Origin of the sequence: Brevibacterium marinum, assembly GCF_011927955.1 — a bacterium.
GTDB lineage: Bacteria > Actinomycetota > Actinomycetes > Actinomycetales > Brevibacteriaceae > Brevibacterium > Brevibacterium marinum.
Window position 1 is genome coordinate 3,417,413 of the sequence record NZ_JAATJN010000001.1, and the last position, 24,241, is coordinate 3,441,653.

Below are 24,241 nucleotides of genomic sequence, written 5' to 3' on the forward strand. Positions count from 1 at the left end.
ATCTCCTTCAATCAATTGAGTACGGCATCGTACTTCTGTTCAAGTATCTGTTTGGTATATGCAAGGACGTCATCGTCGATCTGAAGAGCGTTATGAAACGCTTCTCTTGCGTCTGATCCCGACACCAGTTCGTAGCCGCCGAGGGCGTCTTTCGCTTCTTCGAGGAACGCCTTGTCACTGTTGAGTTCGCTCACCAGGTGATCGTAGGTATTGATGACGTCTTCGTCAGTGCCTTGGTTCGACCACAAGCCCTTTTGATAGAAGAATCCCGGCACGACGAACGACTGAAATGCTTCATAGGCGAGACGCTGATGCTCACTGTGGGAGTCGAGGCTTTCGTACATCTCGGAAAATGTCGGTATGTCCGGGAGGTTGGGATCTCTGACGACTTTGCCCCGTTCCAGAGCCCCGATGGCAAAGAGGGGAATGGCTTCGCCAGAGTCGATCAGTGGCTGGACCTGAGACAAGAACGACGACGTCGTCTGCATGTCTAGATCTGACTCACCGCGTTGGACCGCCAGACGTGTTGGCCCCCGCCCCTCCATCCCGAAGACTCCACGTATGTTTGAGCCGAGCGCCTCGAATGCCAGGAGAGCGACCAAGTCCAGTCCAGACGCCGACATCCCGCCATAACGAAGTTCCCGAGGATTGTTGACGAGGTCAGCAACCGACTTGATTCCACTTTCGGTACTGGTCCACACAGCAGCCCCCGTACCGTTGAGGGCCAGTGGGTCCATTTTCGCGAAGTCGAATTCCACGGTGCTCTGCCCGAGCATACTCTGGAAATAGGTGGTGGCTGAGGCAACCATCACCTGCTTTCCATTGGTGACACCTGTCTCGACGTATGCATTTGTTCCCGTGATGGATTCACCGCCCGGCACATTCTCTATTTGGTAGCGATCGACGTCTTTCTGCCGCTCGGCAAAATAGGGTGTGATGAAGCGACCCCACGTATCTGTGCCTCCACCCGTGCTGTAAGGGATGACGACGTCGACGATGCCGGGGCCGGAAGGATCATAGGCTGTCTGCTCTGGCGCACAGCCAGCCATCGTGCTGAGGCCCGCGAGAAAGCCGGCCCCCAAAACTGTTCGCCTTGACACTACGTTCGACATTCCAAAGCCTCCTCGCTCTGTGACAGTGCTGCTTCCTGGAGCTGATCAGTTGCGAACGGCAGGCTTGCTTCTGCCAGTGTTCGAGCCGTTCGATGGACGCCGATGGTCCGTCCCAGTGAAGAATCGTCGATGAAGGTCGAAAGAACTCCGCCGGGGATGCGGATTCTCAGTTCGTGACCACTCGGCGACCCGAGGCTGTTGGCGACTACGGTTCCCTGAGTTTGAGCCGCGACGCTTACCCCGACACTCCCGGTTATCGGCATCGCCGGATGCGGCCGGCCCATGGACAGCATCAGGATTTGGAGATCGGCGGACTCGTCCGTGGATCTGCTGACCAGACCAATCTTCGGAATTGCGCGTTCCGCATCTTGCGGATCGTGCGCCAGCCCCATCTCAACTGCGGCTTGGCGGCGGATGGTCTCGATGGTCTCAAGCTGTGCGCTGACTTGGTCGACCCAGTCATCATACGATTCGGCTGGAAAGCCGAACTTCTCCGCGTCAATCAGCGCCAACGGGGCTCCGGCATCGATCAGACTGACCTCCGCGATGGTGTCGCCGGTAGCTATCCGCGAAATCGCCTGACCAGTCGGAAGCAGCTTGCCCGTCGTACGACCTTCCGGCGATAGGAATCCGAGCTGCACACTGTGTCCAGGGAATACGGTTCCGGGAACAATTGAAGTCAGATGGTCCGGCAACTGTCGATCTGGCGTCGGAATGGATTGAATGATTGTCTGCTTGGTGTTGGTGTTGAATGTTCGCACTTCAGTGACGTCGTTTCGCCGGGCCACCCATCCTTGCTCAATGGCATACAGCCCCACAACTGACGAGCAGTTTCCGCAGTTGCTCCCCCAGTCGACCTTTGCCTCTTCAATACCCACTTGAGCGAATGTGAACTCCACATCGATATCTTCACTTTCGCTACGGCGTAGAATCATCGCCTTACTCGTGGTGGAGGTGGCGCCCCCCACTCCATCCAGTTGGCGAACATCTGGGCTGCCAAAGATGCGGGGAAGGAGTGTATCTGCGGAAAATCCGGTCTTCTGTATGGCGGCGTGCTCAAAAACCCAGCATTTGCTCGTCCCGCCTCGCATCCAATGTGCTCGCAGATCCATTGTGTGTTGCTCCCGTCACTCTGAGTCGCTTGGTGACAGCCTAGGAATCGGGCAATTTAAGCACAATGTTCCAGTTATTCATTCAAGTTAACAACTACTTAACCCGCATGGATCGGCATATTGCAGAGTGCACCGGGTTCATCAGCCATCGCCCTCTTGGATTCGAATCGTCGTGACTTAGAGGTTGCGCGGATAGGGAGTCATCTCCAGTCATAGCGCTTGACGGGCCTGGTAGTCCACCGACACTGAGTCCATGACATCTGCAGCAACCGCTTGAGGACAATGACGGCATTCGCCAGACTCGCCCACGCGTGTTGGACTCGATCAACACGATCGAGCACCACGTGCAAGAGCCTGAACCCGCGAGTATGCCAGGAATTCGTCCGCTCGATCGTCCACCGCCGGGTGTGGTTGATCTCGATAAAAGCCCCCTTGGGAGAGATCCTCCATTCGCATCCGAACTCCGACAACAGGTTCCGGGTGACCTGCGAATCGTATCCGGAATCAAGATCGATCCGAATGCGCTCGGGCAGGAAGAACCCGAACCGGGACAGACACTCCACGGTCGGCCGCAGCAACGGGGAATCGTGGCGATTCGCACCCGCCAGAACAACTCCGATCGGCAGGCCGTGGCCTTCGACGAGCACGGACCGTTTCTGTCCGGACTTGCCACGATCGGTCGGGTTCGGTCCGGTGTTGTCACCACCGCAGGGAGCCTTCACACAGCAGCCATCAACGCTCAGGTGAGTCAGGTCCAGGCCGATGACTTGATCGAAGGCCTCGAGCACGATCTGCTCCAGGCGAGCGAACACACCGTGGGCGATCCATTCATCGCGGCGGCATCGCAACGTTGTAGCTGAGACCAAGCCGTCAGCATGTTTGGTGTAGGCACCGCCGAGGACGAGTCGGGTGACGAGCTTGTCGAAGACGATCCGATCGGCAACTCGTCGCCGGTGGCATCCGAGGGGGTGGTCGTCGTTGATCGTGGGCAGAAGAGTTTTGAATTGGCTCCAGAGAGGGTCGATGACTGAAGATGGAAGTGCTGGCACGGGGAAGCTGTCCTTATGTCTTCGATTGTGATGTTTGCACTTCCATCGAAGCTGACGCTTCTCCGTGTCAGTCTGTTACGACACGCCGGGTGCAGGATACGCACACTCCCCACCTATCCGCGCAACCTCTTAGAACTCATGTAGCTACACTTAAGATATGAGACTCTTGGATGCGAAACGACTTGAGATTTTTGTCAGAACTGTTGAGGCCGGATCAGTCACCGCCGCCGCTGACGAACTGTCGTACACAGTCTCGGCTGTGTCGCAGCAGCTCCACCGGCTTGAGCTCGAGCTGGGCCATTCGCTGCTTCAACGACAGTCAAGGGGTGTCATTCCCACCGAAGCCGGCATGATGTTGGCAAATCACGCTCGCAAGATTCTGCGGCAGATGGATGCGACCCGGGCAGACCTTGATGACCTTGCGGCGGGTAAGAGCGGGTCATTGGTAGTTGGGGCGTTTCCGACGGTCGCAGCATCGTTCCTCCCCCTGGTCATCGAGACATTCACGTCCCAATATCCTTCAGTGGACCTGTCGATTCGCAGTGCTCGCATCGATACGTTGATTGCCGAACTCGAGCGCGGCTCTACACAGATGAGCTTGCTGTGGGACCATCCTTGGCGCCCGATCTCTGTCGAGGGCATCACGATCGACGAGCTGTTCCGCGAACCGTTTGTAATTCTCGTATCGAAGAATCATCGGCTGGCACGAGCATCTGAGGTCCAGATGAAAGACCTTGCTGACGAGACCTGGGTCGTTCGGGCCGACGCCCATCCTGTCGTGGAAGTCTTGGACAGGGCCGCTACCTCTGCAGGCTTTCGTCCTTCTATAGCGATGTACGCTAACGACTACCAGGAAGCACAGGCAATGGTGAGCGCCGGCATCGGTGTAGCCATGGCACCGACGGGAGCTGTGACCCTTCGACATCCTGGGGTGCGGTCCTTGTCGCTGGGCGACGAGGCTCCAGTGAGACGAATCCTGGTGGGCCAGCGAGACGAACGAGTTGGGTCCTCGGCGGAGATCGCACTTCGTCGCGCACTGTTCGACACTGCCAAGGGAATGGTCCCGTCATAAACGAGGAGGTCCCACCCGCATGAGGCCCGCCCGCTCATGAGATCACCGATTTGCACTCGCATTCATCTCCAGCACTGTTACGACGAGAATTCACAGCGCGGTTCGATTGGAAGCGCTCTGGCTCGAGCCAGTAAAGAAATTAGGGCCGAGGCCCGTCCTCTGCTCATTGATTCCAACGTGTTTTCCTTCACTCGAGCAAGCGAGCCTCGGCCTCTGGGCAATGCCGTCGGTACGGTTTCGATCGGTAGCCGAGCTCAACGACGCGATGACCGGGCCTTCAACGACCAGCCCTCAAGGCCCACCCGATGTCAATCGACAATGCGGTGCTCCTCCCACCCAACCCGCCAGACCCCAGCGTTCTGCTCCGCCTCATTCCCCACAGACAGGTCGATTCCGCGTCGGTCGCGAACGAGCGACACTGCCACCAGCGAGATCACGGACATCCCCACGAGGTAGAACGACACCGACGCTGTGGTCCCGGTTGCCTGCAGCAGCGCCTGCGCAATCGTGGGAGCGAACGCGCCGCCGATCACGGCACCCAGCGCATAGGAGATCGCGACACCGCTGAACCGGATCGAGGCGGGGAACAGCTCGACGTAGAGGGCCGCCTGCGGACCGTAGGACAGACCGAGTCCGACAGAGAAGGTGCCCAGTGCCAGGTACATCAGCCCCAGGGACCCGGTGTCGATGAGCCAGAATAGGGGGAACGCTGTGGCAATGAGGATGACGAAGCCGCACACGTATGTGCGCACCCGCCCGATGCGGTCGGCCAAATAGCCCGAGACGGCCGTCGAGACCAGCCACACGAACGATCCGAAGGTGATCGCCAGCAGCACATCGGTCTGCGAGAAGCCCACGCCATCGGTCGTCGCGTACTTCGTGACGAAACCGCCGGTGGTCATGTACCCGCTGGCGTTGTTGCCGGCGAAGATGAGGGCAGCGACGATCACCAGCGGCAGGTGCTTCTTGAACAGCACGAGGATCGGGGCCTTGCGCTTGGCCGACTCGACCTGGATCTCCTTGAACACCGGGGTGTCCTCGACCGATCTGCGCACCCAGTAGCCGACTCCGATGAGCACGACCGAGAGCAGGAATGGCACCCTCCAACCCCACTCCATGAACGCCTCACCGGGTGAGATGACGCCGGTCATCAGCGCGATGACACCCGAGGACAGCAGCATGCCCAGTGGCACACCCAATTGCGGGTACGATCCGGCCCTGCCTCGATGGGAATCGTCGGCATGTTCGACGGCCAGCAGTGCGGCACCGCCCCATTCGCCGCCGGCGGAGAGTCCCTGGATGATACGGAGCAGGATGAGGAGGATCGGTGCGGTCACGCCGATGGTCTCGTAGGTGGGGATGAGGCCGATGAGTGCCGTCGCGACACCCATCGTCACCAGTGTGACGACGAGGATGAACCGCCGCCCGAGCTTGTCCCCGAAGTGTCCCGACAGGAACGCCCCGACCGGCCGGAACAGGAACGAGATTCCGATCGTCGCGAACGCCAGCAGCTGTCCGACGCCGTCGCCGGCGGGTGCGAAGTACAGGTGGGCGAAGACCAGTGCGGCCGCGGTCGAGTAGGTGAAGTAGTCGTACCATTCGATCGTCGTCCCGATGAGGGAGGCGAACGCGACCCTCCTCTGGTTCGCCTTCTGTGCGGGTGGCGTGGCTTCGTGTGTGGCGGTCATGAGAACGTCCTTGTTCAGTCGTGATGTGACGAGTTGTCGTGTGCTTCGGCCGGTCGTGATGAGGCGATGTCAGTACAGTCGCTTGGGCAGCAGTGCAGTTGATCAGGCCGGGACGAGTTCGGCCGACAGGTTCGTCAGCACTCCTTCCGCCCATTCGCTCGCCGCTTCTGACGCAGGCACCGGTCCCCCTGCGTCGTGGCGGCCGTATTCGCCCACCCGGGTGGCCCCGCGTGCCTCGAGTGCTTCGGTGAGCAGTTCGCTCCCGCGCGAGTACGTCTTGGTGTAGCTGGCGTCGCCCATTCCGAAGACCGCGAAGCGCAGTCCGTCGAGTTCGGTGTTCTGCTCGCGCAGTTGTGTGTAGAACCGTGTGGCCGAGCTCGGGACGTCACCGTCCCCATACGTCGAGCACACGAGCAGGTAGAACCGCGAGGGATCCAGGTCGGCCGTGGATGCAGACGCGAGGTCCGCGATCTTCAGGTCGTCACGCTCCCCCAAGTATGTTCCGAGCTCCTCGGCGACGAGTTCGGCATTGCCGGATTCGGTGCCGAAGAGGATCGTCACCGGCACCCCGGGGGCCAGATCATGTGCGGCACTCGCCGAGGCGGTCGTGAGCTGTTCGTCGAGACTCGAGTCCCGTGCGGCCTCCATCATCTCCGAGCGTGTGGTGATCTTCGCCCGGCAACGCTCGACACCGGCGCCGAGGCGCTCCCTGAGATCGATTCGGCGCCATCCGTCGAAGTCGGTGGCCTTGGCATCAGGCTCGAGACCGGGTGCACCGGTCGAGATCGACCCTGCGGTCACCTCGGCTGCGATGGTGGTCGCCAGGGCTCGGGCGTCGGTGCGCTGGTCGGGAATGGTGCCTCGACCGTTGCCCTTGAGCCAGCCGATGGCGAAGAGCCCGTCGCTGATCTTCCCGTCAGCGGGGATCGGCGAGACGGGGCAGATGCCCTGCTTCGCAACCTGTCTCGGGTCACGGACGAAGCCGATGGCGGTGATGACGGAGTCCACTTCGAGGTGGACGGCTTCACCGTCATGGGTGAGGTCTATGCCGGCGACGGCTTCGGTTCCGGAAGGGGTTGCCGCCGGCGAACCAGTCCCGGTGATCGCCTCGGGTGTGCTGGTGAACCACCAGTGCACCTCGAGTTCCTTCGCCGAGGCGGTGCCCCTGTCAGCGGCCTCCGCCCTGTTCGTGGGATCGATGAGGTCACGCAGTGCGTCGAGTTTCGCGTCCTTGCCGACCGGGACTGCGGACAGGTCGACGCCGTGGAGAACGTGGGACAGTCCGGGTACGCGGGCGAGTTCGCGGATCATGACGGGATCGAACTTGGCGGCCCGTGGTTCGGACCGGCCGATGACGTCGATGCGAGTGATCTCGGACTGCAGGGATCCGTGCAAGTTGTCGTCGATGTCGCTGCCGTCCAGAGATGCTGACGAACAGGTGAGCAGCCGAAGGATGTCGATGGCAACGTTCCCCTGTCCCACGACGGCGACGTTGCGACCAAGCACGGGCCCCGCACCGGCGTCTTCGGAAGACGCCACTTCGTCCGGATGCCCATTGAGCAGTCGGGTGATCGTGCCTGCCCGGTAGACCTGGGGCAGGTCGGTGCCGGGGATGTCCAGTGGCCGGTCGAGGGAGAGTCCGCTGGCGAGGACCACGGTGTCGTAGTGGGATTTGAGTTCGTCCATGGTGACGTCGGTGCCCAGCTCGGTGTTGCCGATGAACCTCGCCTGGGGATCGGTGAAGAGGCGGTCGAACTGGGTGGTTACGGATTTGGTGCCCTGGTGGTCGGCGGCGATGCCATAGCGCAGCAGACCATAGGGCACGGGGAGTTTGTCGTAGACATCGACGGAGGCTCCGGGCACCTGGCGCAGGATCTCCTTGGCGCTGTAGCAGCCGGACGGTCCCGCACCGATGACCGCAACCTTGGGTCCCATACCTTCAGAAGCCACGGAGTCCTCCGCCGAGGTGGCTCCTCCGGTGGCCGCAGCCCCGTAGTCGGGTGCCTCGCTGGCTTTCGACCAGGTGACGGGGAGTTTGAGCATGCCGCGGAAGACCCACCCGCCGACCTTCGACTCGCGGGAATCGTCGATGCGCAGTCCCTCAAGGCTGTTGAAGAGGAGTGGCAAAGCCACCTCGGCGATTTCGGCACGGGCGGCCCAGTTGCCCAGGCACACGTGCACGCCTTTGCTGAAGGCGAGGTGGGGTTTGGCTTCGCGGTGAATATTGAACTGGTCGGCGTTGTCCCACACGTTCTCATCGCGGTTGGCCGAGAGCACACAGATGCCCAGCTTCGCCCCGGCGGGCAGGTGGGTGCCGGCGAGCACGGTGTCCTGGGTGGTCTGGCGGGAGTACATGCCGATGGGGGCGATCCAGCGGATGGTCTCCTCGAACACGGTGGGCCACAGCGCGGGGTTGGCCATGGCGGCGGTGCGCTGTTCGGGATGGTTGAACATGGCCATGGCTGCCACGCCCAGGGCGTCGCGAGGTTCGTTGAGTCCCCCGCCGATGGTCATCTTGATGTTCGCGCGGATCTGTTCGATCGGCATTGTCTCGCCGGGCATGGACAGCAGTCCGGAGATGAGTGAGTCGTCGCGGTGGGTGAGGTGGTATTCGAGCATCTCGTCGAGTGCCGTGTCGACTTCATTGAACGACCTCTCCCCCTTGGCCCAGACGTCCGGGTCGTCGGCGTAGTTGCCGGTCGCGTCGATCATGGTCTGCGACCAGCGCTGCAGGTCGGATTGGTCGACGTTGTAGAGGCCGAGCATACGCCGGAGGGTCTCTGCGGCATAGGGTGCGGCGAAGTCCCAGATGAGGTCGACGTCGGAGCCTTTGTCGATGAGCCCGGTCAGCAGGTCTTCGGCGACCTCCCGGTACATGCGAGTCCACACACGTTTGACGTAGCCGGGCTTGAGGACGGGCTGCCAGGCCCGGCGCTGCTCGTAGTGCTCGGGGTCGTCGCGGCGGAGCATCGAGTGACCCATGGCGCGGATCTGGAGGGAGCCCTCTTCGTTCGCGGAGAACACTTCCTGGTCGTGTTCGGTGGCGCTGACGGCGTCGTAGCTGGTGATGAGGTAGCGGTTGACCGCGGGCACCCAGTGGACGCCGCCTTCGGCGCGGAGGCGTTCGTAGATCGGGAACGGATCTTCGTAGAGTTCCGGGATCGTCACCCAGTCCGCCACCGGCGCCGAGGCGGCCCCTTGGTGGGTGTCCCCGTGCAGTTGAGAAGTCATCGTCGTCTCCCCTCATCCTTGAGACTGTGCTGTCTGTGCGATCACTCGATGCTGTGATCGCGTTCACAGTCCAGTCTGCGACGGGTACGATCAAAGGAAAAGCGGAATTAATCTGACAACTAGTCCGGAAACGCGAATATGCACATTGACCAGGTCCCGAACTTCTCCTTGCGCCAACTCTCGTATCTCGTCACCGCGGCCAGATTGGGTACGATCTCAGCCGCGGCTGCCGAGTTGCACGTCTCGTCCTCGGCGATCTCCGATTCGATCACGACGCTCGAGCACCAGGTGGGCGCGCAGCTCTGCATCCGCAAGAAGGCACAGGGGCTGATCCTCACCGCAGCGGGAAAACAGATCGCAGCACGGGCGACGAACCTCATCAACGAGGCCAACGACCTGGAGCGTGACCTGAAGACCACGGATGGTGAGCTGGCCGGACCGATCACGATCGGCTGCTACCCGACCCTGGCTCCGATGATCCTGCCGGTGCTCCTCGCCGAATTCGGTGAGCAGCATCCGCGGGTGAGCCTCGAGATCGTCGAGACGACACAGGACAAGCTGGCCGGGAAACTGGAATCGGGTGAGATCGACGTCGCTTTCGTCTACGAGACGCTCATTCCGGGGGCTCCGAATCACGCGCAGCTCTTCGCACAGCCGGCTCATGTCATTCTGGCGGCCGATGATCCCTTTGTCTCACGCGAGACGGTTCGCCTGGAGGATCTGGTCGATCGCGACATGATCCTCCTCGACTCTCCCCCATCGAGTCAGCACACCCTCGGCATGTTCCATGATCGCGGACTGCAGCCGACGATCCGGCACGCCACGACGAGCTACGAGGTGGTGCGCACGCTGGTCGGGCGTGGCCTCGGGTATGGAGTGCTGGTGCAGAGGCTCAAGAACACCGCAAGCTACGAGGGGTACCCGCTGGTGGTGAAGGAGATCGAGCCGGCGGTCGAGCCGGTCGGGGTTGAGATGATCTGGTCGTCGAGCGCTCGGGTGGCACCAAGAGTCCAGGCGATCATCAACTTCGCGGAGACAACCCGTTGGGCAACCCACTCAAACACCGAGTACGCCTGAAGACCGGTTCGCCTCACCGAACAAACCCGTCGGCCGAAGACCTTTGCAGACGGCAGATTCACTTGGGGTTGAGCGCCCGCTGATAGCCTCGTAATCTCTTCCTGCCGTTCGCGGTCAGACCCCGATTGTCCAGCAGCGCATCAATGCGATCATCTTCCCCTGACTCGTTTAGACGGTCGATGAGCGACTTGTTGAGCGGCTCCAGGGCATCGGTCCGTGCGGAGACCGTGCCGTAGCTCGCTGAATTCTTATCTCCCACCTCGGCGAGTTCCTGAACGTAGTGCTCGGTGAAGCTGCTCCACATGTCAGGGGTCAGCAGGTGATGAGGCAGCACCTCGGTGAGCGTCGATTCCTTTTCTGACGTTCGACCGAATCCGACACGAGTCCACCCGAATCTGCGTTCCCAATGGACGATCTGAACAGCCGCGAGTCGGCACAGCTCTTCCGGACCCAGGGCCCGGCCTATACCAGTCCACAGTTGGTCGACCTTCTCTGAGATCACGACCTTCGATGCTTCGATAGGGTCCTCTGAGCGGAAGTAGTCGAAACCTTCGGTTTCGCAGGCGAGAGTGATGAGTGTGCTCACGGCCTCAACGGCAGGGCGAATCTCCTCACCGGAGCCGGCGGTCAGAGCCGCGAACGATTGTGTGAAGTGGTCCTTGTAGGTGAACCTCCACCGCGTGCGCTCCTTGGGCGAGACCCGACGGTCGCGTGCAAGATAGGCTCCGGCACGAGCCAGGGCAGCGAATTCCTTGACGTCCCTCCGTACTTCTTTGGGCGATGGCGGCGCAGGTGCCGTGACGGTCACCTGTGCCGGATCGATGAGGTCTTCGACCCGTTCTCGCATCCGAGCGTCGCCGCGCCAGTAGAGGGTCCACAGCATCCTCTCCAGGTCATCACGGTCGAAGCCTGAGGTTGTGCGGAAGAACTGACTACGATCGAATTTCTTGGCCACCACCCGTTCAGAGTAGCAATCGCATGCGCGGCAGACCCATCGACATCCACGGCCAGCCCATCAGAACGAGTGCACCCCCACCGCCCATGGACTAACGTGGAACCATGCCATCACAGCCCCCGCAGTCGCCGAGCGATGAGGCCGAGTTCCTTGCCGAACTTTCCGAGCTCCTCGCCGATCCGAGTCCTGTGCCCCTGCTGATGGCAGCGAGTGCCATGGGCTTCACCGCCAATGTCGACGAAGACGATGGTTCTGCCCCGTTCTCGATGCCAACCAAGGTCGAGTCGAACCCGGCCTCGGAGCCGTTCCTCGCTCTCACCTCGGCGATGGTGGACTCTGCCGCTCCGGAGACCGACGCACTCCTGCTCGTCTGGGCCGCCATGTTCGACGATTCCCTGCTGCGACGACGCATCCACCGCACCGTCAAGCCCAGATCGGCATCATTGCCCGAGTGGGTCCGCAGTCTCGACTCGATATCACCTGTCGCTGCCGCCTCACTGCGCCACGAGCTCGGCCACGAAGAGACGCTGTTCGTCGAATTCTCGCTGACGGGGCAGCCAGTCACGATGGCCGTCGCAGTGACACGACTGGGCGTTCCCTACCTCGAAGACTGCTATCCGATCGACGACACAATCGACTCGATCCAGCAACTGTCCGCCGGCAATCCAGAGATACCGTCTGAGCACATCGAACTGACGCTGGCGGATGCACGCGCCCGGATCGAGGAGTTCGTCGAGCACGGCGACCACATAATGCCGCCCACGGAAACCGACACCTGGCCCTCGGTAAGACTGCTCCTGGCCTGGATGCTGCGGCTCCTGCCTGAGGGCGGTGATCTTGAACAGCCACACGAGTGGACCGAAGAAGAGCTCGACGGTCTGGTCGCTGATTTTCTTGCTTCGCCCTGGGCTCGAGAGATCCAGTCCGATGCCGGGATGCACGCTGAACGTCTCTTCGACTTTCAGCTCACCCATGGGTCCGGTGAACCGCTGAGATGGGGCGCGACCGCTGTCAATATGGTCATGGGCGATCTCTACCCGCGCAAGGTCCTCGCTGATGACGAGTTCATGCTCAGCATGCCCACAGTCCTTGCCGCACTGGTGCAATTCGCCAATGAACTCTCAGGCACCTCGCCGGAATTCACAACCTCGGCGCTCGAAGCGATTGATGAAGCACTCCCCGAGTACCGCCGACGAGTGGCCCAAGGGTCAAGCGTTTCCGAGTCGCCTGCTTCCGGACTCGCAGAACTTCTGGGTCTGCCACCGGACATCGAAATTCCACAGGACCTTGTCGAACAGCTCGGTGCCATGGGCCTCGGCCCGAACTCTGGACGGGGGTTCGATCCGCTGACGATCAGTCCGGAAGGCGCCGAGTTCCTGAGAGAAGAGCTTCGTTTGCGGGCAGGCGGTGAGGACGATCTCGCCGCCCTCGATGAGGAGCCACTGCCCGCCGAGGACTTGAACACCGATGGCATCAGCCCGAAGGTGCTCCCCCAAGTACAGGCACTGGCCGCCGACCTGGCCCGCTTCGCCGACGCCCATTTCCGAGACCCGGAGATGACGACCGCTGTGCTGCGGATCCTGAATCTCACGGCTCGGACGAACCCCGGAGCATTCCGTCGGGGCTTCGCCCACCCGCCGGCGATTGCCGCACTGTGTTGGATCGCAGGAAAGAACAACCGGTGGTTCATCGCCGAGGTTCGCCAGCGCACGATTCAGACGATGACCTTTGCCGCTGGGGCCACGACACAGCCGACTGCACGTGCGAAGTCGATGCTCAAGAACGTGTCCTACTCGCTGGAGGACCAGGAGCTCGATCTGGGTGATCCTGCGCTGCTGACATCACTGGCGCGGGCAGACATCATTGCGATGCGCGATGCCGTTATCGAGTGATGGCCGGAGGGGCTGGCGCAGCAGGTGGGCGTCACAGGAATCACCAGAATTCCGTCGACTCCCCCGTAAAGAACCCTGAAATTGCGGTGCTTTCCTGCTTCCGCAATCCAGCATCCATGCTTCGAAACAGCTCGCCCTGCACAGTTCCCGGCCACCCATCGGGCAATAGCTCTGCGGGTAACTGTGGATCCGTGCGGCTCAAAGTCAGCCAATCGAAGTGCAGTTCCACGCGCTTGACCAGCGCATCCACCGGCGTCAACGACTCAGCACTGACCTTCCGCCACTTCGCACCGAACTCCGCATAGTCTTCTGCCAAATCCTTTAGCTCAAAAGCATCGACGAGCATGGCCTCCGTCGTCGGCGGCTGAGGCGTTCCATAGACGACGATCGGCGAGATCTCCGCCTGCTCCGGGCCGAGAATCGTGGCGACATCATGCTCCCCAGGAGCCACCCACGGCCCGCCGTCGACCTGCCCGAAGCCGGCCCAGGACAGCCGCGACGCCATCTGATGGCGCAGAGTCCGCTTCGACTCGGGCACCTGGATGCGCACAAACGTCCACCGGCCATCCCAGTCCTGCGGCTGCCAGCCGGCGAACATCTTCTCCTGGCCCTCACGCAGGACCACCCGGCCACGATCGGACAGAGTGTAGAAGGTCTTCCGACCTTCCTTGTGCCGCACGATGAAGTTCTTTGCCGTCATCCGCTGCAACACGGACCTCGCTGCCGACTCCCCCACGCCGAGCTTGCCCATGACGAACACGATCGAGGCACCGCTGAGCGGCCTGGGGTCATCGAGCATGTGCAGGCCGGCGAGCGCAAAGAAGAGTGACTGTGGGTGAACCGTCATGCCCCTACTTTACGGTCCCAGGATCACTCCGAAACATCAATTAATCGCATTTCGTTGACGTTACAACAAACTCCTGCATAGTATTGAGAGCGGCCCCGTCAGCGGCGATCGGGCTCCTTCCCAGCACAGAACATCGCACAGAACAACCAGCAAACTCGACCACACGAGCCACACAATCAGCGAGGATCACATGGCTTCCACGAAATCGCCAGAGAAATCGACACCGATGCTCAAACGCGCAGCCGCCTCGGCGTACCTGGGCAGCGTCATCGAGTATTACGACTTCTTCGTCTACTCCGTCTGCGCGGCACTCGTCTTCAAAGACGTCTTCTTCTCGAACCTCACCCCGGCCATCGGCACACTGGCCAGCCTGGCCACCTTCGCCACCGGCTACCTGGCTCGCCCACTGGGCGGCATCATCTTCGGTCACTTCGGCGACAAGCTCGGCCGCAAACGCATGCTCGTCGTCAGCATGTTCACCATCGGCATCGCATCGACCGCGATCGGGCTGCTGCCGACCTACGACCAAGCTGGTCTCATCGCTCCCGTTCTCCTCATCCTCATCCGCGTCATCCAGGGCGTGGCCATCGGCGGCGAATGGGGAGGCGCCATGCTCATGTCCGCCGAGCATGCCACCAAGAACCGCGGCTTCTGGGCCAGCTTCACCAGCGCCGGCGCACCCACCGGCCAGCTCGTCTCCGCTCTCGTCATCGCCGGTACCCTGGCCGCCATGGGCCCCGAGACCTTCATCGCCTGGGGCTGGCGACTGCCCTTCCTCGCCTCGATCCTGCTGCTGATCATCGGCGTGATCGTCCGCTCCGCCGTCGACGAGTCCCCAGAGTTCATAGCGGCGAAGTCACGCACACCCAAGAAGGGGCTTCCGATCCTCGCGACCCTGCGCAAGCAGCCGCTGACCCTGCTGTTCTCCGTCGGTGTCGGCCTGTCGGCGTTCATGTTCCAGGGTCTGCTCACCACCTACTCGGTGGCCTACGGCGTCCAGATCGGCATCGAACGGCAGACGATCCTCAACGCTCTGTCCTTCTCCTCGTTCTTCGCGATCTTCGGCATCATCGGCTGGTCCCGCCTCTCCGACACCATCGGTCGCCGCCCACTCGTCATCGCCGGAGCCGTGTTCATCGCCATCTGGGGCTTCGCCCTCTTCCCGATGCTCGACACGAAGAACGGCGTCATCATCACCATCGGCATGGTCGTCGGCCAAGGCATCATCCATCCGATGATCTACGGACCCTTGGCCGGCCTCTACTCGGAACTCTTCGACACCGAGCACCGCTACACCGGTGCCTCCCTGGGCTACCAGATCGCCGGCATCGGCGCGGGCATCTCTCCCGTTCTCTTCGCCGCGATCATGAGCTCCACCGGATCACCGTCGACGATCCCGCTGTCCCTGGTCCTCCTCGTCATCGCCGCCATCAGCATCCTGTGCATCTGGCGACTCGGTGAGACGAAGTCACGCAACCTGTCCGAACAGCGCTTCGCCGAGACTCCGCCCGCCACCGGTGCTCCGGCAGGCACCTCGACCGACACCCCACCGGCAGCCATGGAAGGACCCAATCAGTGACCTTCACCCACCCCAGCCTGGCCCGGCTCTCCGAACGCCAGGCCACCGACTACGGCGAGAAGACCGCCATCACCTTCGCCGGCATCCGGTATTCCTACGCCCAAATGCACGCACGCACCCTGGCCTGCGCCGCTGACCTTCGCGCTCGCGGTGTTCGCCGAGGTGACCGCATCGCCTACCTCGGGCCCAACCACCCGGCGACGATCGTCGTCCTGCTGGCCTGCCTGCGGCTGGGGGCGATCTTCATTCCGCTCAACTGGCGCCTGGCCCCGGCCGAGCTCGACTACCAGCTGACCCTCGCCGAGGTGACCCGCCTCTACGTCGCCCCCGAGATGTCCGAGACCGCGGCAGGACTCACGGCCGACGCGGGCCAGGAAACGGTTCGCTGGGAGGAAACGACCACCTCGGCGCCGGTATCGATTGTGCCTGCGGCCGAGGTCGACGGTGACGAGCCGGCGTTCCTGCTCTTCACCTCCGGAACGACCGGGAGGCCCAAGGGGGCGGTGCTCTCACACGCCAACCTGCTGTGGAACTCCTTCAACCTCCTCCTCAACTCGGACCTCACCGCCGCCGACGTCACCCTGGTCACCGCTCCCCTGTTCCACGTCATCGGCCTCGACCAGCAGGTGATGACCAGCTACCTGCGCGGTGGCCACATGCTCATCGAGTCCAAATGGGATGTGGATCGGGCCTTCGACGCCATCGAGCACGAAGGTCTGACCTGGATGGCCGGGGTGACGACCATGTTCGCCGACATGCTCCAATCGCCGAGGTGGAACACGGCCGACCTGTCCTCACTGCGGTTCGTCAACTCCGGTGGCGCCCCGATTCCGGTCTCCCTCATCGAAGCATTTCAGGCCAAGGACATCATGTTCTGCCAGGGTTACGGACTCACCGAGACCTCCCCTGGGTGCACCTTCCTGCCTGCCGCGAACGCCCTGGACAAACCAGGGTCGGCGGGACGGGCCGTGCCCTTCACCGAGGTCGAGGTCCGCGATGCCTCGGACAATGTGTGCTCGGCCGGAGTCAAGGGTGAGATCGTCGTCCGCGGACCCAATGTCACCAACGGCTACTGGAACAACCAGGCCGCGACCGATGCGGCGTTCTCCCCCGGCGGCTGGTTCCACACCGGTGACATCGGCTACCTCGACGACGACGGGTTCCTCTTCATCGTCGACCGGCTCAAGGACATGTTCATCTCCGGTGGGGAAAACGTCTACCCCGCCGAGGTGGAATCCGCCCTCTTCGACCACCCCGCCGTGGCCGAGGCCGCCGTCGTCGCAGCCAACGACGACCGGTGGGGCGAAGTCGGGCACGCCTTCGTCATCCTTGCAGCCTCTGAGGCCGGGGCTGACGCTGCGGCGTCTCCACCGACGAGTGAAGAGCTGCGCGAGTTCCTGCTCACTCGTCTGGCCAAGTACAAGGTGCCGAAGTACTTCGACCTCGTCGACGAACTCCCGCGCACCGGTTCAGGCAAGGTCCACAAAGTCTCCCTGCGCACCACCGGAGGCCTCGGCGCACACTCGACCAACACAGCACCAGCACCATCGAAGGACAACGCATGACCAACGCCACCTCTTCTCACCTCACGGACGTCTCTTCGCAGCCGTCCACGACCGATATCTCCGAGACCCTGCGCTTCACCACCGAGGGCAACATCGGCATCCTCACACTCGACCGTCCGGCCAAACGCAATGCCCTCGACGACGCGACGGTGGCGGCCCTGGGCGAGTTCTTCCGCACCCCGCCCGAGGTCTCGGCGATCGTGCTGACGACCGTCGGCGATCACTTCTGCGCCGGTCTCGACCTGTCCGAGATGGCCGAACGAGACGCCGTGGCGGGCCTCCACCATTCCCGCGGCTGGCACAAGACGATGGGCATGATCACCGAATCCGAGATTCCCGTCGTCGCCGTGCTTCAGGGCGGGGTCATCGGCGGTGGCCTCGAACTCGCCACTGCCGCCCACCTGCGGGTGGCCGAAGACTCCGCCTATTTCGCTCTGCCCGAAGGCAAGCGCGGACTCTTCGTCGGCGGCGGCGCCTCGGTGCGAGTGCCCCGGCTGATCGGTCTCAGTCGTGTCCAGGACATGATGCTCACCGGCCGAAAGTTCGACGCCGCCGAGGCAGAGGCGATCGGCCTCGTCAACTACCGGGTGCCCGTCGGCGACGGCCTGGCCAAGGCCAAGGAGCTCGCCGCCTCGATCGCGTCGAACTCCCCGGTGACGAACTATGCGATCACCCAGACCCTGCCGCGCATCGTCGAATCCGGCCGCGACGAGGGCTACATGATGGAATCCCTCATGGCCTCCGTCGCCCAGTCGAGCACCGAGGCCAAGGACCTCATGCGGTCCTTCCTCGACGGCTCCGGCCCCAAGGTCAACAAGTGAGGAACTCCGACATGCCAAAAGTCATCCGCGAAGTCCCCTCCGACGCCATCAAGACCAGCCGCATCGGTGCCTTCCTCACCTGGGTCAATGCCAAGTTCGGGTGCTCGTTTGCTTGCTGGGAGGATCTCTACACCTGGTCGATCACCGACATCGAGGACTTCTGGGAATCCGTGTGGGAGTACTTCGAGGTGAAGTCCCACAGCCCGTATACCTCGGTGCTCGAGGAGCGCGTGATGCCTCACGCCCAGTGGTTCACCGGAGCAACGCTGAACTACACCGAGCACTCGCTCGGTGCCGAGTCACAGGCCGATGATGCGGCTGTGACCGCGGTGTCCCAGACACGAGAGGACTTCACACTCACCTTCGCCGAGCTGCGTGCCGAGGTCGCACGCGTTCGTGCCGGACTCAAGTCCTTGGGCGTCGGCAAGGGCGACCGGGTCGTCGGGTATCTGCCCAACCAGCCCGAGGCGCTCGTCGCGTTCCTCGCCGCCGCCAGTCTCGGCGCGATATGGGCCAGCTGCGCACCTGAGTTCGGCACCCAGTCCGTCATCGACCGCTTCAGCCAGGTCGAACCCACGGTGCTGCTCGCGATCGGCGGATACATGTACGGTGACAAAACCGTCGACCGCGGTGCCGAACTCGCCGAGGTCGTCGCCGCGTTGCCGAGTCTCACCCACCTCGTGTCCGTCGACTACGGGGACTTCACCCTCGGCGAGGGGCTGCGCGAACGGTTCACGTCTGGGGTTGGACTCGACCACCCGGTCGACGTCGTGGATTATGCGGACCTCGGGGCCACCTCGGCGGACGCGACGGACACGGCCACCTCGACGGGGGAAGACCTCGAGTTCGAACCGGTCGACTTCGACCATCCGCTGTTCATCCTCTTCTCCTCCGGCACCACCGGCAAGCCCAAGGCCATCGTCCACAGCCACGGCGGCATCCTGCTCGAGACGCTGAAGAACCACAGCTTCCACTTCGACCTGGGACCGGGCAGCCAGTTCTGCTGGTTCTCCACCACCGCATGGATGATGTGGAACGCCCTCGTCGGCGGGCTGGTCGTCGGATCATCGATCGTCATGATCGACGGCAACCCCAACTTTCCCGATCCCAAGGAACTCTGGCGCATCGCCGCGAACACCGAGGCCACACTCATGGGTGTCGCACCCGGTGCGATCATGTCCGCCCGCAAGGCCGGGTTCAATCCCACCGAGGAATTCGACCTCTCGACGATCTCCCAGTTCGGCGCCGCCGGCGCACCCCTTCCGGCCGAGGGCTACGAATGGGTGATCGACCAGTTCGGACCCGAGGTGCTGCTGAATGTGGGGTGTGGGGGCACCGATGTATGCACCGGCATCCTCCAAGCCTCACCACTGTCACCCGTGTATTCGGGCGAAATGTCGGGAGCCTCCCTCGGCTTCGCCGCCACCGCCTTCGACTCGGAGGGCAACGAGGTGCTCGATGATCTGGGCGAACTCGTCATCATCCAGCCGACACCGTCCATGCCCGTGACCTTCTGGGGCGAGAACGGTGATGCCCGGTATGAGGCGGCGTACTTCGACAAATACCCCGGCATCTGGCGCCACGGCGACTGGGCGAAGTTCACCACCGGCGGCGGGGTCGTCGTCACCGGCCGCTCCGACGCCACCCTCAACCGCGGCGGAGTCCGACTGGGCACCGCAGACTTCTATACCGTCCTCGACGCTCTCCCCGAGGTGACCGATGCCCTGGTCATCCACCTCGAGGATCCCGACGGCGGGATGGGCGAACTCGTCCTCTTCGTCCAGTGCGAACCCGGAGTGACTTTCACACCCGAGCTGTCCACTCGGATCCGCGCTGCTTTGAAGAAGCGGCTATCGCCCCGGCACACCCCCGACGAGGTGGTCCCAGTGACCCGGATTCCGCTGGGGCGGACGGGCAAGAAGCTCGAGGTCCCGGTCAAACGCATCGTCCAAGGTGCCACCGCCGATTCGGTGGCGAGCGCCGGAGCCCTGCAGGACCCTCGTTCCCTCGATGAGTATGTGGAGTATGCGCGGACGCGGCAGTCGACGGTGAACGCATGAGCACCATCGCGATCATCGGCACCGGAGTCATCGGTGCCGCCTGGGCCACCGGGTTCCTCGCCGCTGGGCACACAGTCACGGCCTTCGATCCGGCGCCTGGCGCCGAAGCCCGACTTCGTGAGCAGGTGTCGACCTTCGTCGGCGAGGCGGGCGCGGCGGCCGCATCAGCGGGTGGCGATTCGTCGACTGCCGCTGCGGCCACCACCCCTTCATCGGACGAACTCACCTTCGCACCCAGCCTCGCCGAGGCGGTCGCCGATGCTGATTTCGTGCAGGAGAACGGGCCGGAACGCCTCGAGGTCAAACAGGCGATGCTCGCAGAGATCGACGCCGCGGCACCTGCATCCGCGGTCATCGCCTCCTCGACCTCCGGATTCTCCCCCAGCCAATTGAACGCACATGCGACGAAGGCTCCGGGACGCATCATCGTCGGTCATCCCTTCAACCCGGCCCACCTGGTCCCCCTGGTCGAGGTCGTACCCTCAACGGGCACCTCGGCGACGGTCGTCGATCGTGCACTGGAGGTCTACCGGGCGATCGGGAAGAAGCCGATCCTCGTGCGCGCCGAGCTGCCCGGCCATGTGGCCAACCGACTCCAGGCCGCGATGTGGCAGGAAGCGTATTCGCTCGTCGATCGTGGAGTCGTGTCCGTGACCGACATCGACACGGCGATCTCCTCCGGGCCGGGCCTGCGGTGGGCGATCCTCGGACCGCTGGCCCAACAGTCCCTGTCCGGTGGTGCCGGCGGTATGCGGCACGTGCTCGACCATCTGGGGCCACCGCAGGAGGTGTGGATGCACGACCTCGAGCAGGTCCACCTCGGCGAGGATCTCAAGGAGAAGCTCATCTCCGGAGTCGACGAGGAACTCGACGGGCGTGACCCGGCGGTGCTGGCCAAGCAGCGCGACGACATGCTCCTCGAAATCATCGCCCTCAAACGCAAGTACGGCGAACTGCCGTAATCCCGACACCATCCCCTCGCCCGCACCCGGGAACTGCGCTCGTCACCATCGAAGAAGGACACCCATGATCTACCAGCCCAACATCGACCTCTCGACGATCACCGCGATCGACGTGCACACCCATGTCGAGGCCGATGACCACCAGCACACGTCGCTCGATTCCGAGCTCCTCGACGCCTCGGCGGGGTACTTCCGGGCACCGGTGCCGCGCACACCCACGGTCGACGACCTCGCCGCCTACTACAGGGAGCGCAACATGGCCGCGGTGATCTTCACCGTCGACGCCACGACCGCGCTGGGCGGGCATCCCCCTGTGTCGTCGGAGATGATCGCGCAGAAGGCCGCCGAGCACAATGACGTCCTCATCCCCTTCGGCTCCGTCGATCCCCACAACGTCGCCGAGGCGGTCGCCCGGATCCAGGACCTCGCCGTCAACTACGGGGTCAGGGGCATGAAATTCCACCCGAGCCTGCAGGACTTCGACCCCAGCGAACGCAGGTACTACCCGATCTACGAGGCCTGCGCACAGCACGGGCTCGTCGCACTGTTCCACACGGGGCAGACGGGAATCGGCGCCGGACTGCCCGGAGGTCGCGGCATCAAGCTGCGCTACTCAGACCCGATGCTGCTCGACGATGTGGCCGCGGATTTGCCGGAGCTGACGATGATCTTCGCCCACCCCTCGGTGCCCTGGGCCGATGCCTCGATCTCGATCGCCACGCACAAGGCCAACGTCTACATCGACCTCTCCGGCTGGTCCCCGAAGTACTTCCCACCACAACTGACCCGGGCGATCGGGTCAATGCTGAAGACCAAGACGCTCTTCGGCTCCGACTTCCCACTCATCACCCCCGAACGCTGGATCAACGACTTCGAAGCCCTGGGCATCAAGGAAGAAGCCGTGCCGCTGATCATGAAGGAGAATGCTGTACGAGTGCTGGGGTTGTGAGAAGGTCATTCTGATACGTCGTATCAACGCGTGAAATCAGCCATGAGCATCGATTCCGCCCGGAGGTCGGCTCACGCACTCGGTTGGGAGATCCTCTGAAATCTCTGCGATCAGGCTCGTATTCCGTTCCATGTCTGTTCGCGCGCGACGAGCCAGGCGTAGACTCAACATGACTTCCCACTCCATCGCGAAGGGTGATCATCGTGCCGATCGAAGACGGTATGCGCAACGCCACCAAGAACCTCGACAAGGCTGCCGAAGCGGCGCCGACCTCCCACGTCGAACATGCCACCGACCATGAGAAGAAGCGGGAAGACGCCGACGAACGCACACGCAGTGACGACCAGGATCGCGAGACCGAAGAACCGGACGACGATTCCGAGGGCTGAGGTCTCCACCGAGGTCTCAGAACTGGATGCCGCGGGTGAGTGCACCATCGATCAGGAGGTTCGCTCCCGAGGTTCGACTCGACAGCGGACTCGAGAGGAAGACGACGCTCGCGGCCGTCTCCTCCGGAGTTCCCATCCTTCCCGTGGGGTTGAGCCCCATCGCGAACGAGAACAGTTCCGGATCACTCGTTTCGATCCCCGGCCAGACACCGTTCTCGTGATAGGTGTTGCCCGGCGACACCGTATTCACCCTGACGCCCTTGTCAGCCAGACTGAGAGCCAGTCCAGCCATGTACCCGATGATCGCGGTCTTCATCGTCCCGTAGGGCCCGGAGGCGAAGTCCGCTTCCCGACCCGAAACGCTGGAGATGGAGATCAGCGAGGCCACATCGCTGCTCTCCAGGTACGGGATCGTCGCCTTCGACAGGTGCACCGTCCCCATCATGTCGACGTTGAATGACTCGTGCCAGTTCTCCTCGGTGTCCGGGATCGCCAGCGCACTGACACTGTTGACGACCATGTCGATGCCGCCGAACTCCGCCACCGTGGCTTCGACCCATGCCGTCAGCGCGTCACCGTCCTGAACGTCGAGGACCGTGCCGGTGACCGGCGCATTCGCGGACAGCGTCTCCTCCGCCTCGGCGACTTCCGCCGCATTCCGTGCGCAGAAGGCAGCATTGGCCCCTTCGGCAAGGAACGCCTCGACGATGGCGCGTCCGATGCCTCGCGTGCCTCCGGTGACCATCGCGGTCTTCCCGCTGATCTTCAAGTCCACGGCATTCCCCTTCTTCTCAGCGTCCAGCTGCTACATCATCGACCGGGCGCGATCGCGCAGGTCCGCGTGGAGACCTCCGAAGGCACTGCGCTCGGGAAGCAGGGATTTCGCGATCTTCGTCACGACGCTGTAGTTGGTGTCGACCACGTTGGCGACCGGCACCAGGGAAATCTGCGTCAGCAGCTGATAGGCGTCCATCGTCTCCAGCTCGAAGAGTTCGCCGAGCCAGCCGATCATCTGCACCTGCGAGATCCTCCACGAATCCTCCATCGGCCGCGAGGACCCCACGATCATCCAATGGTCGTCGGTTTCCAGCCGGGGCCAGGCGGGGCCACCGCCCTTGATGAGGTCGACGATCACGGTGGAGTTCATGGCACCCTCGACGGCGGTCCCACAAGCTTCGCCTTCGCCTTGCCTGTAGTGCCCGTCTCCGAGTGAGAACAGCGCACCGTCGACGTTGACCCTGAAATACGCCGTGGCGCCGACCTTCATCTCGGGCGTGTCCATGTTTCCGCCGAACCGTTCGGGAGTCAGCGAGGAATGAACCTCTCCACCGGCCGGGGCCACACCAACGGTGCCGAGCATGGGTTCGAGCGGCAGCGCCAGCTCGAAATCTCCATGCCGTGCCTGGAACCCCACAGTCTGCGCTGCCGAATCGATCTCGTAGATCCACGCGGCTTCCGGCAGAGCATCGTGGAGGAGGCTCGTCCTGTCCGTCATCGTCAGTCCGCCGAAGAACGGGATCGTGGCCGAGGCTCCCCAGCTCCGGGCCGGGCTGAGATCGACGATGTGGATCGCGAGCGTGTCACCGGGTTCGGCGCCGTCGACGAAGAACGGGCCCGTCTGCGGATTGAGGAACCTCGGGTCGAGTCTGCTGCTCGGCACATCCATCGCCGAGGTGATCGCATTGTTGAATGCGTCCTCTGACCACAGTCGCAGGGCAGTTCCCGGTCGGATGGTGGCGACCGGTTGCGAACCGCCGAAGGTGTAAACGAACTGATCGCGCTCAGGAGCAAAGTCGAGGACGTCCATACTTGATTCTACGTGATCTGCGACACAAGGCCAACGGTTCGGATCATTCGGCAGGATACGCCGCAGCGGGCGCC

General features: G+C 62.9%; 19 protein-coding genes. 10 read left to right on the plus strand and 9 right to left on the minus strand.

The features are described from left to right. Positions 1-11: 11 nt before the first annotated feature. The 3 genes from BKA07_RS15260 to BKA07_RS15270 all read right to left on the minus strand — a co-directional run bounded on the left by BKA07_RS15260 (position 12) and on the right by BKA07_RS15270 (position 3,273). Positions 12-1,112, minus strand: coding sequence for a Bug family tripartite tricarboxylate transporter substrate binding protein (locus BKA07_RS15260; protein WP_167951635.1), 1,101 nt, complete (start codon positions 1,110-1,112; stop codon positions 12-14). After that, entirely contained in the window at positions 1,100-2,224 is a 1,125-nt protein-coding gene (locus tag BKA07_RS15265; RefSeq protein WP_167951636.1) for a PrpF domain-containing protein, read from the minus strand. Before BKA07_RS15265 ends, BKA07_RS15260 begins: the two co-directional genes overlap by 13 nt. Before the next feature lie 200 nt (positions 2,225-2,424). After that, positions 2,425-3,273 carry an IS5 family transposase gene (locus BKA07_RS15270; RefSeq protein WP_167950313.1) on the minus strand — a complete coding sequence of 283 codons (849 nt, stop codon included), beginning with the start codon at positions 3,271-3,273 and terminating at the stop codon, positions 2,425-2,427. A 157-nt stretch (positions 3,274-3,430) separates the two neighbouring features. Here BKA07_RS15270 and BKA07_RS15275 point away from each other — a divergent pair, with 157 nt between their 5' ends. After that, on the plus strand, positions 3,431-4,345 hold the full coding sequence (locus tag BKA07_RS15275) for a LysR family transcriptional regulator (protein WP_167951637.1): 915 nt from the start codon (positions 3,431-3,433) through the stop codon (positions 4,343-4,345). Positions 4,346-4,653: 308 nt separating this feature from the next. On the opposite strand, the gene BKA07_RS15280 is transcribed toward BKA07_RS15275, so the two are convergent. Continuing rightward, the gene (locus BKA07_RS15280) at positions 4,654-6,033 is read right to left on the minus strand and encodes an MFS transporter (RefSeq protein ID WP_167951638.1); all 1,380 of its coding nucleotides are present in this window, start codon (positions 6,031-6,033) and stop codon (positions 4,654-4,656) included. Between the two features lie 102 nt (positions 6,034-6,135). After that, positions 6,136-9,264, minus strand: coding sequence for a cytochrome P450 (locus tag BKA07_RS15285; RefSeq protein WP_167951639.1), 3,129 nt, complete (start codon positions 9,262-9,264; stop codon positions 6,136-6,138). Between the two features lie 138 nt (positions 9,265-9,402). Here BKA07_RS15285 and BKA07_RS15290 point away from each other — a divergent pair, with 138 nt between their 5' ends. Then, the gene (locus BKA07_RS15290; RefSeq protein WP_167951640.1) at positions 9,403-10,341 is read left to right on the plus strand and encodes a LysR family transcriptional regulator; all 939 of its coding nucleotides are present in this window, start codon (positions 9,403-9,405) and stop codon (positions 10,339-10,341) included. Between the two features lie 58 nt (positions 10,342-10,399). Here the strand turns inward: BKA07_RS15290 and BKA07_RS15295 are convergent, their stop codons facing one another. Beyond that, complete coding sequence (locus BKA07_RS15295) at positions 10,400-11,299, minus strand: hypothetical protein (protein WP_167951641.1); 900 nt, start codon at positions 11,297-11,299, stop codon at positions 10,400-10,402. Between the two features lie 101 nt (positions 11,300-11,400). On the opposite strand from BKA07_RS15295, the gene BKA07_RS15300 reads away from it, so the two are divergent. Continuing rightward, positions 11,401-13,188, plus strand: coding sequence for a hypothetical protein (locus BKA07_RS15300; protein ID WP_167951642.1), 1,788 nt, complete (start codon positions 11,401-11,403; stop codon positions 13,186-13,188). 40 nt (positions 13,189-13,228) lie between these two features. On the opposite strand, the gene BKA07_RS15305 is transcribed toward BKA07_RS15300, so the two are convergent. Continuing rightward, positions 13,229-14,035 carry a PaaX family transcriptional regulator gene (locus BKA07_RS15305; RefSeq protein WP_280712850.1) on the minus strand — a complete coding sequence of 269 codons (807 nt, stop codon included), beginning with the start codon at positions 14,033-14,035 and terminating at the stop codon, positions 13,229-13,231. 190 nt (positions 14,036-14,225) lie between these two features. Here BKA07_RS15305 and BKA07_RS15310 point away from each other — a divergent pair, with 190 nt between their 5' ends. The 7 genes from BKA07_RS15310 (at position 14,226) to BKA07_RS15340 (ending at position 22,360) form a co-directional block, all read left to right on the plus strand. Then, positions 14,226-15,614 carry an MFS transporter gene (locus tag BKA07_RS15310; RefSeq protein WP_167951644.1) on the plus strand — a complete coding sequence of 463 codons (1,389 nt, stop codon included), beginning with the start codon at positions 14,226-14,228 and terminating at the stop codon, positions 15,612-15,614. Beyond that, positions 15,611-17,179 (plus strand): AMP-binding protein, encoded by a 1,569-nt coding sequence (locus BKA07_RS15315; RefSeq protein WP_209043994.1) that lies wholly within the window; start codon positions 15,611-15,613, stop codon positions 17,177-17,179. The genes BKA07_RS15310 and BKA07_RS15315 overlap by 4 nt, the downstream gene beginning before the upstream one ends. After that, positions 17,176-18,000, plus strand: a complete 825-nt coding sequence (locus tag BKA07_RS15320) for a crotonase/enoyl-CoA hydratase family protein (RefSeq protein WP_209043995.1) — start codon at positions 17,176-17,178, stop codon at positions 17,998-18,000. Before BKA07_RS15315 ends, BKA07_RS15320 begins: the two co-directional genes overlap by 4 nt. Positions 18,001-18,011: 11 nt before the next feature. Next, on the plus strand, positions 18,012-20,060 hold the full coding sequence (locus BKA07_RS15325; RefSeq protein WP_167951645.1) for an acetoacetate--CoA ligase: 2,049 nt from the start codon (positions 18,012-18,014) through the stop codon (positions 20,058-20,060). Continuing rightward, entirely contained in the window at positions 20,057-21,022 is a 966-nt protein-coding gene (locus tag BKA07_RS15330; RefSeq protein ID WP_167951646.1) for a 3-hydroxyacyl-CoA dehydrogenase NAD-binding domain-containing protein, read from the plus strand. Before BKA07_RS15325 ends, BKA07_RS15330 begins: the two co-directional genes overlap by 4 nt. A gap of 64 nt (positions 21,023-21,086) precedes the next feature. Further along, positions 21,087-21,971: an amidohydrolase family protein gene (locus BKA07_RS15335; RefSeq protein ID WP_167951647.1), complete on the plus strand. Its 885-nt coding sequence runs from the start codon at positions 21,087-21,089 to the stop codon at positions 21,969-21,971. A 203-nt stretch (positions 21,972-22,174) separates the two neighbouring features. Then, positions 22,175-22,360 carry a hypothetical protein gene (locus BKA07_RS15340; RefSeq protein ID WP_167951648.1) on the plus strand — a complete coding sequence of 62 codons (186 nt, stop codon included), beginning with the start codon at positions 22,175-22,177 and terminating at the stop codon, positions 22,358-22,360. 16 nt (positions 22,361-22,376) lie between these two features. Here BKA07_RS15340 and BKA07_RS15345 read toward each other — a convergent pair whose 3' ends face one another. After that, positions 22,377-23,135, minus strand: a complete 759-nt coding sequence (locus tag BKA07_RS15345; RefSeq protein ID WP_167951649.1) for an SDR family oxidoreductase — start codon at positions 23,133-23,135, stop codon at positions 22,377-22,379. A 30-nt stretch (positions 23,136-23,165) separates the two neighbouring features. Continuing rightward, complete coding sequence (locus BKA07_RS15350; RefSeq protein ID WP_167951650.1) at positions 23,166-24,167, minus strand: acetamidase/formamidase family protein; 1,002 nt, start codon at positions 24,165-24,167, stop codon at positions 23,166-23,168. Between the last annotated feature and the right edge of the window lie 74 nt (positions 24,168-24,241).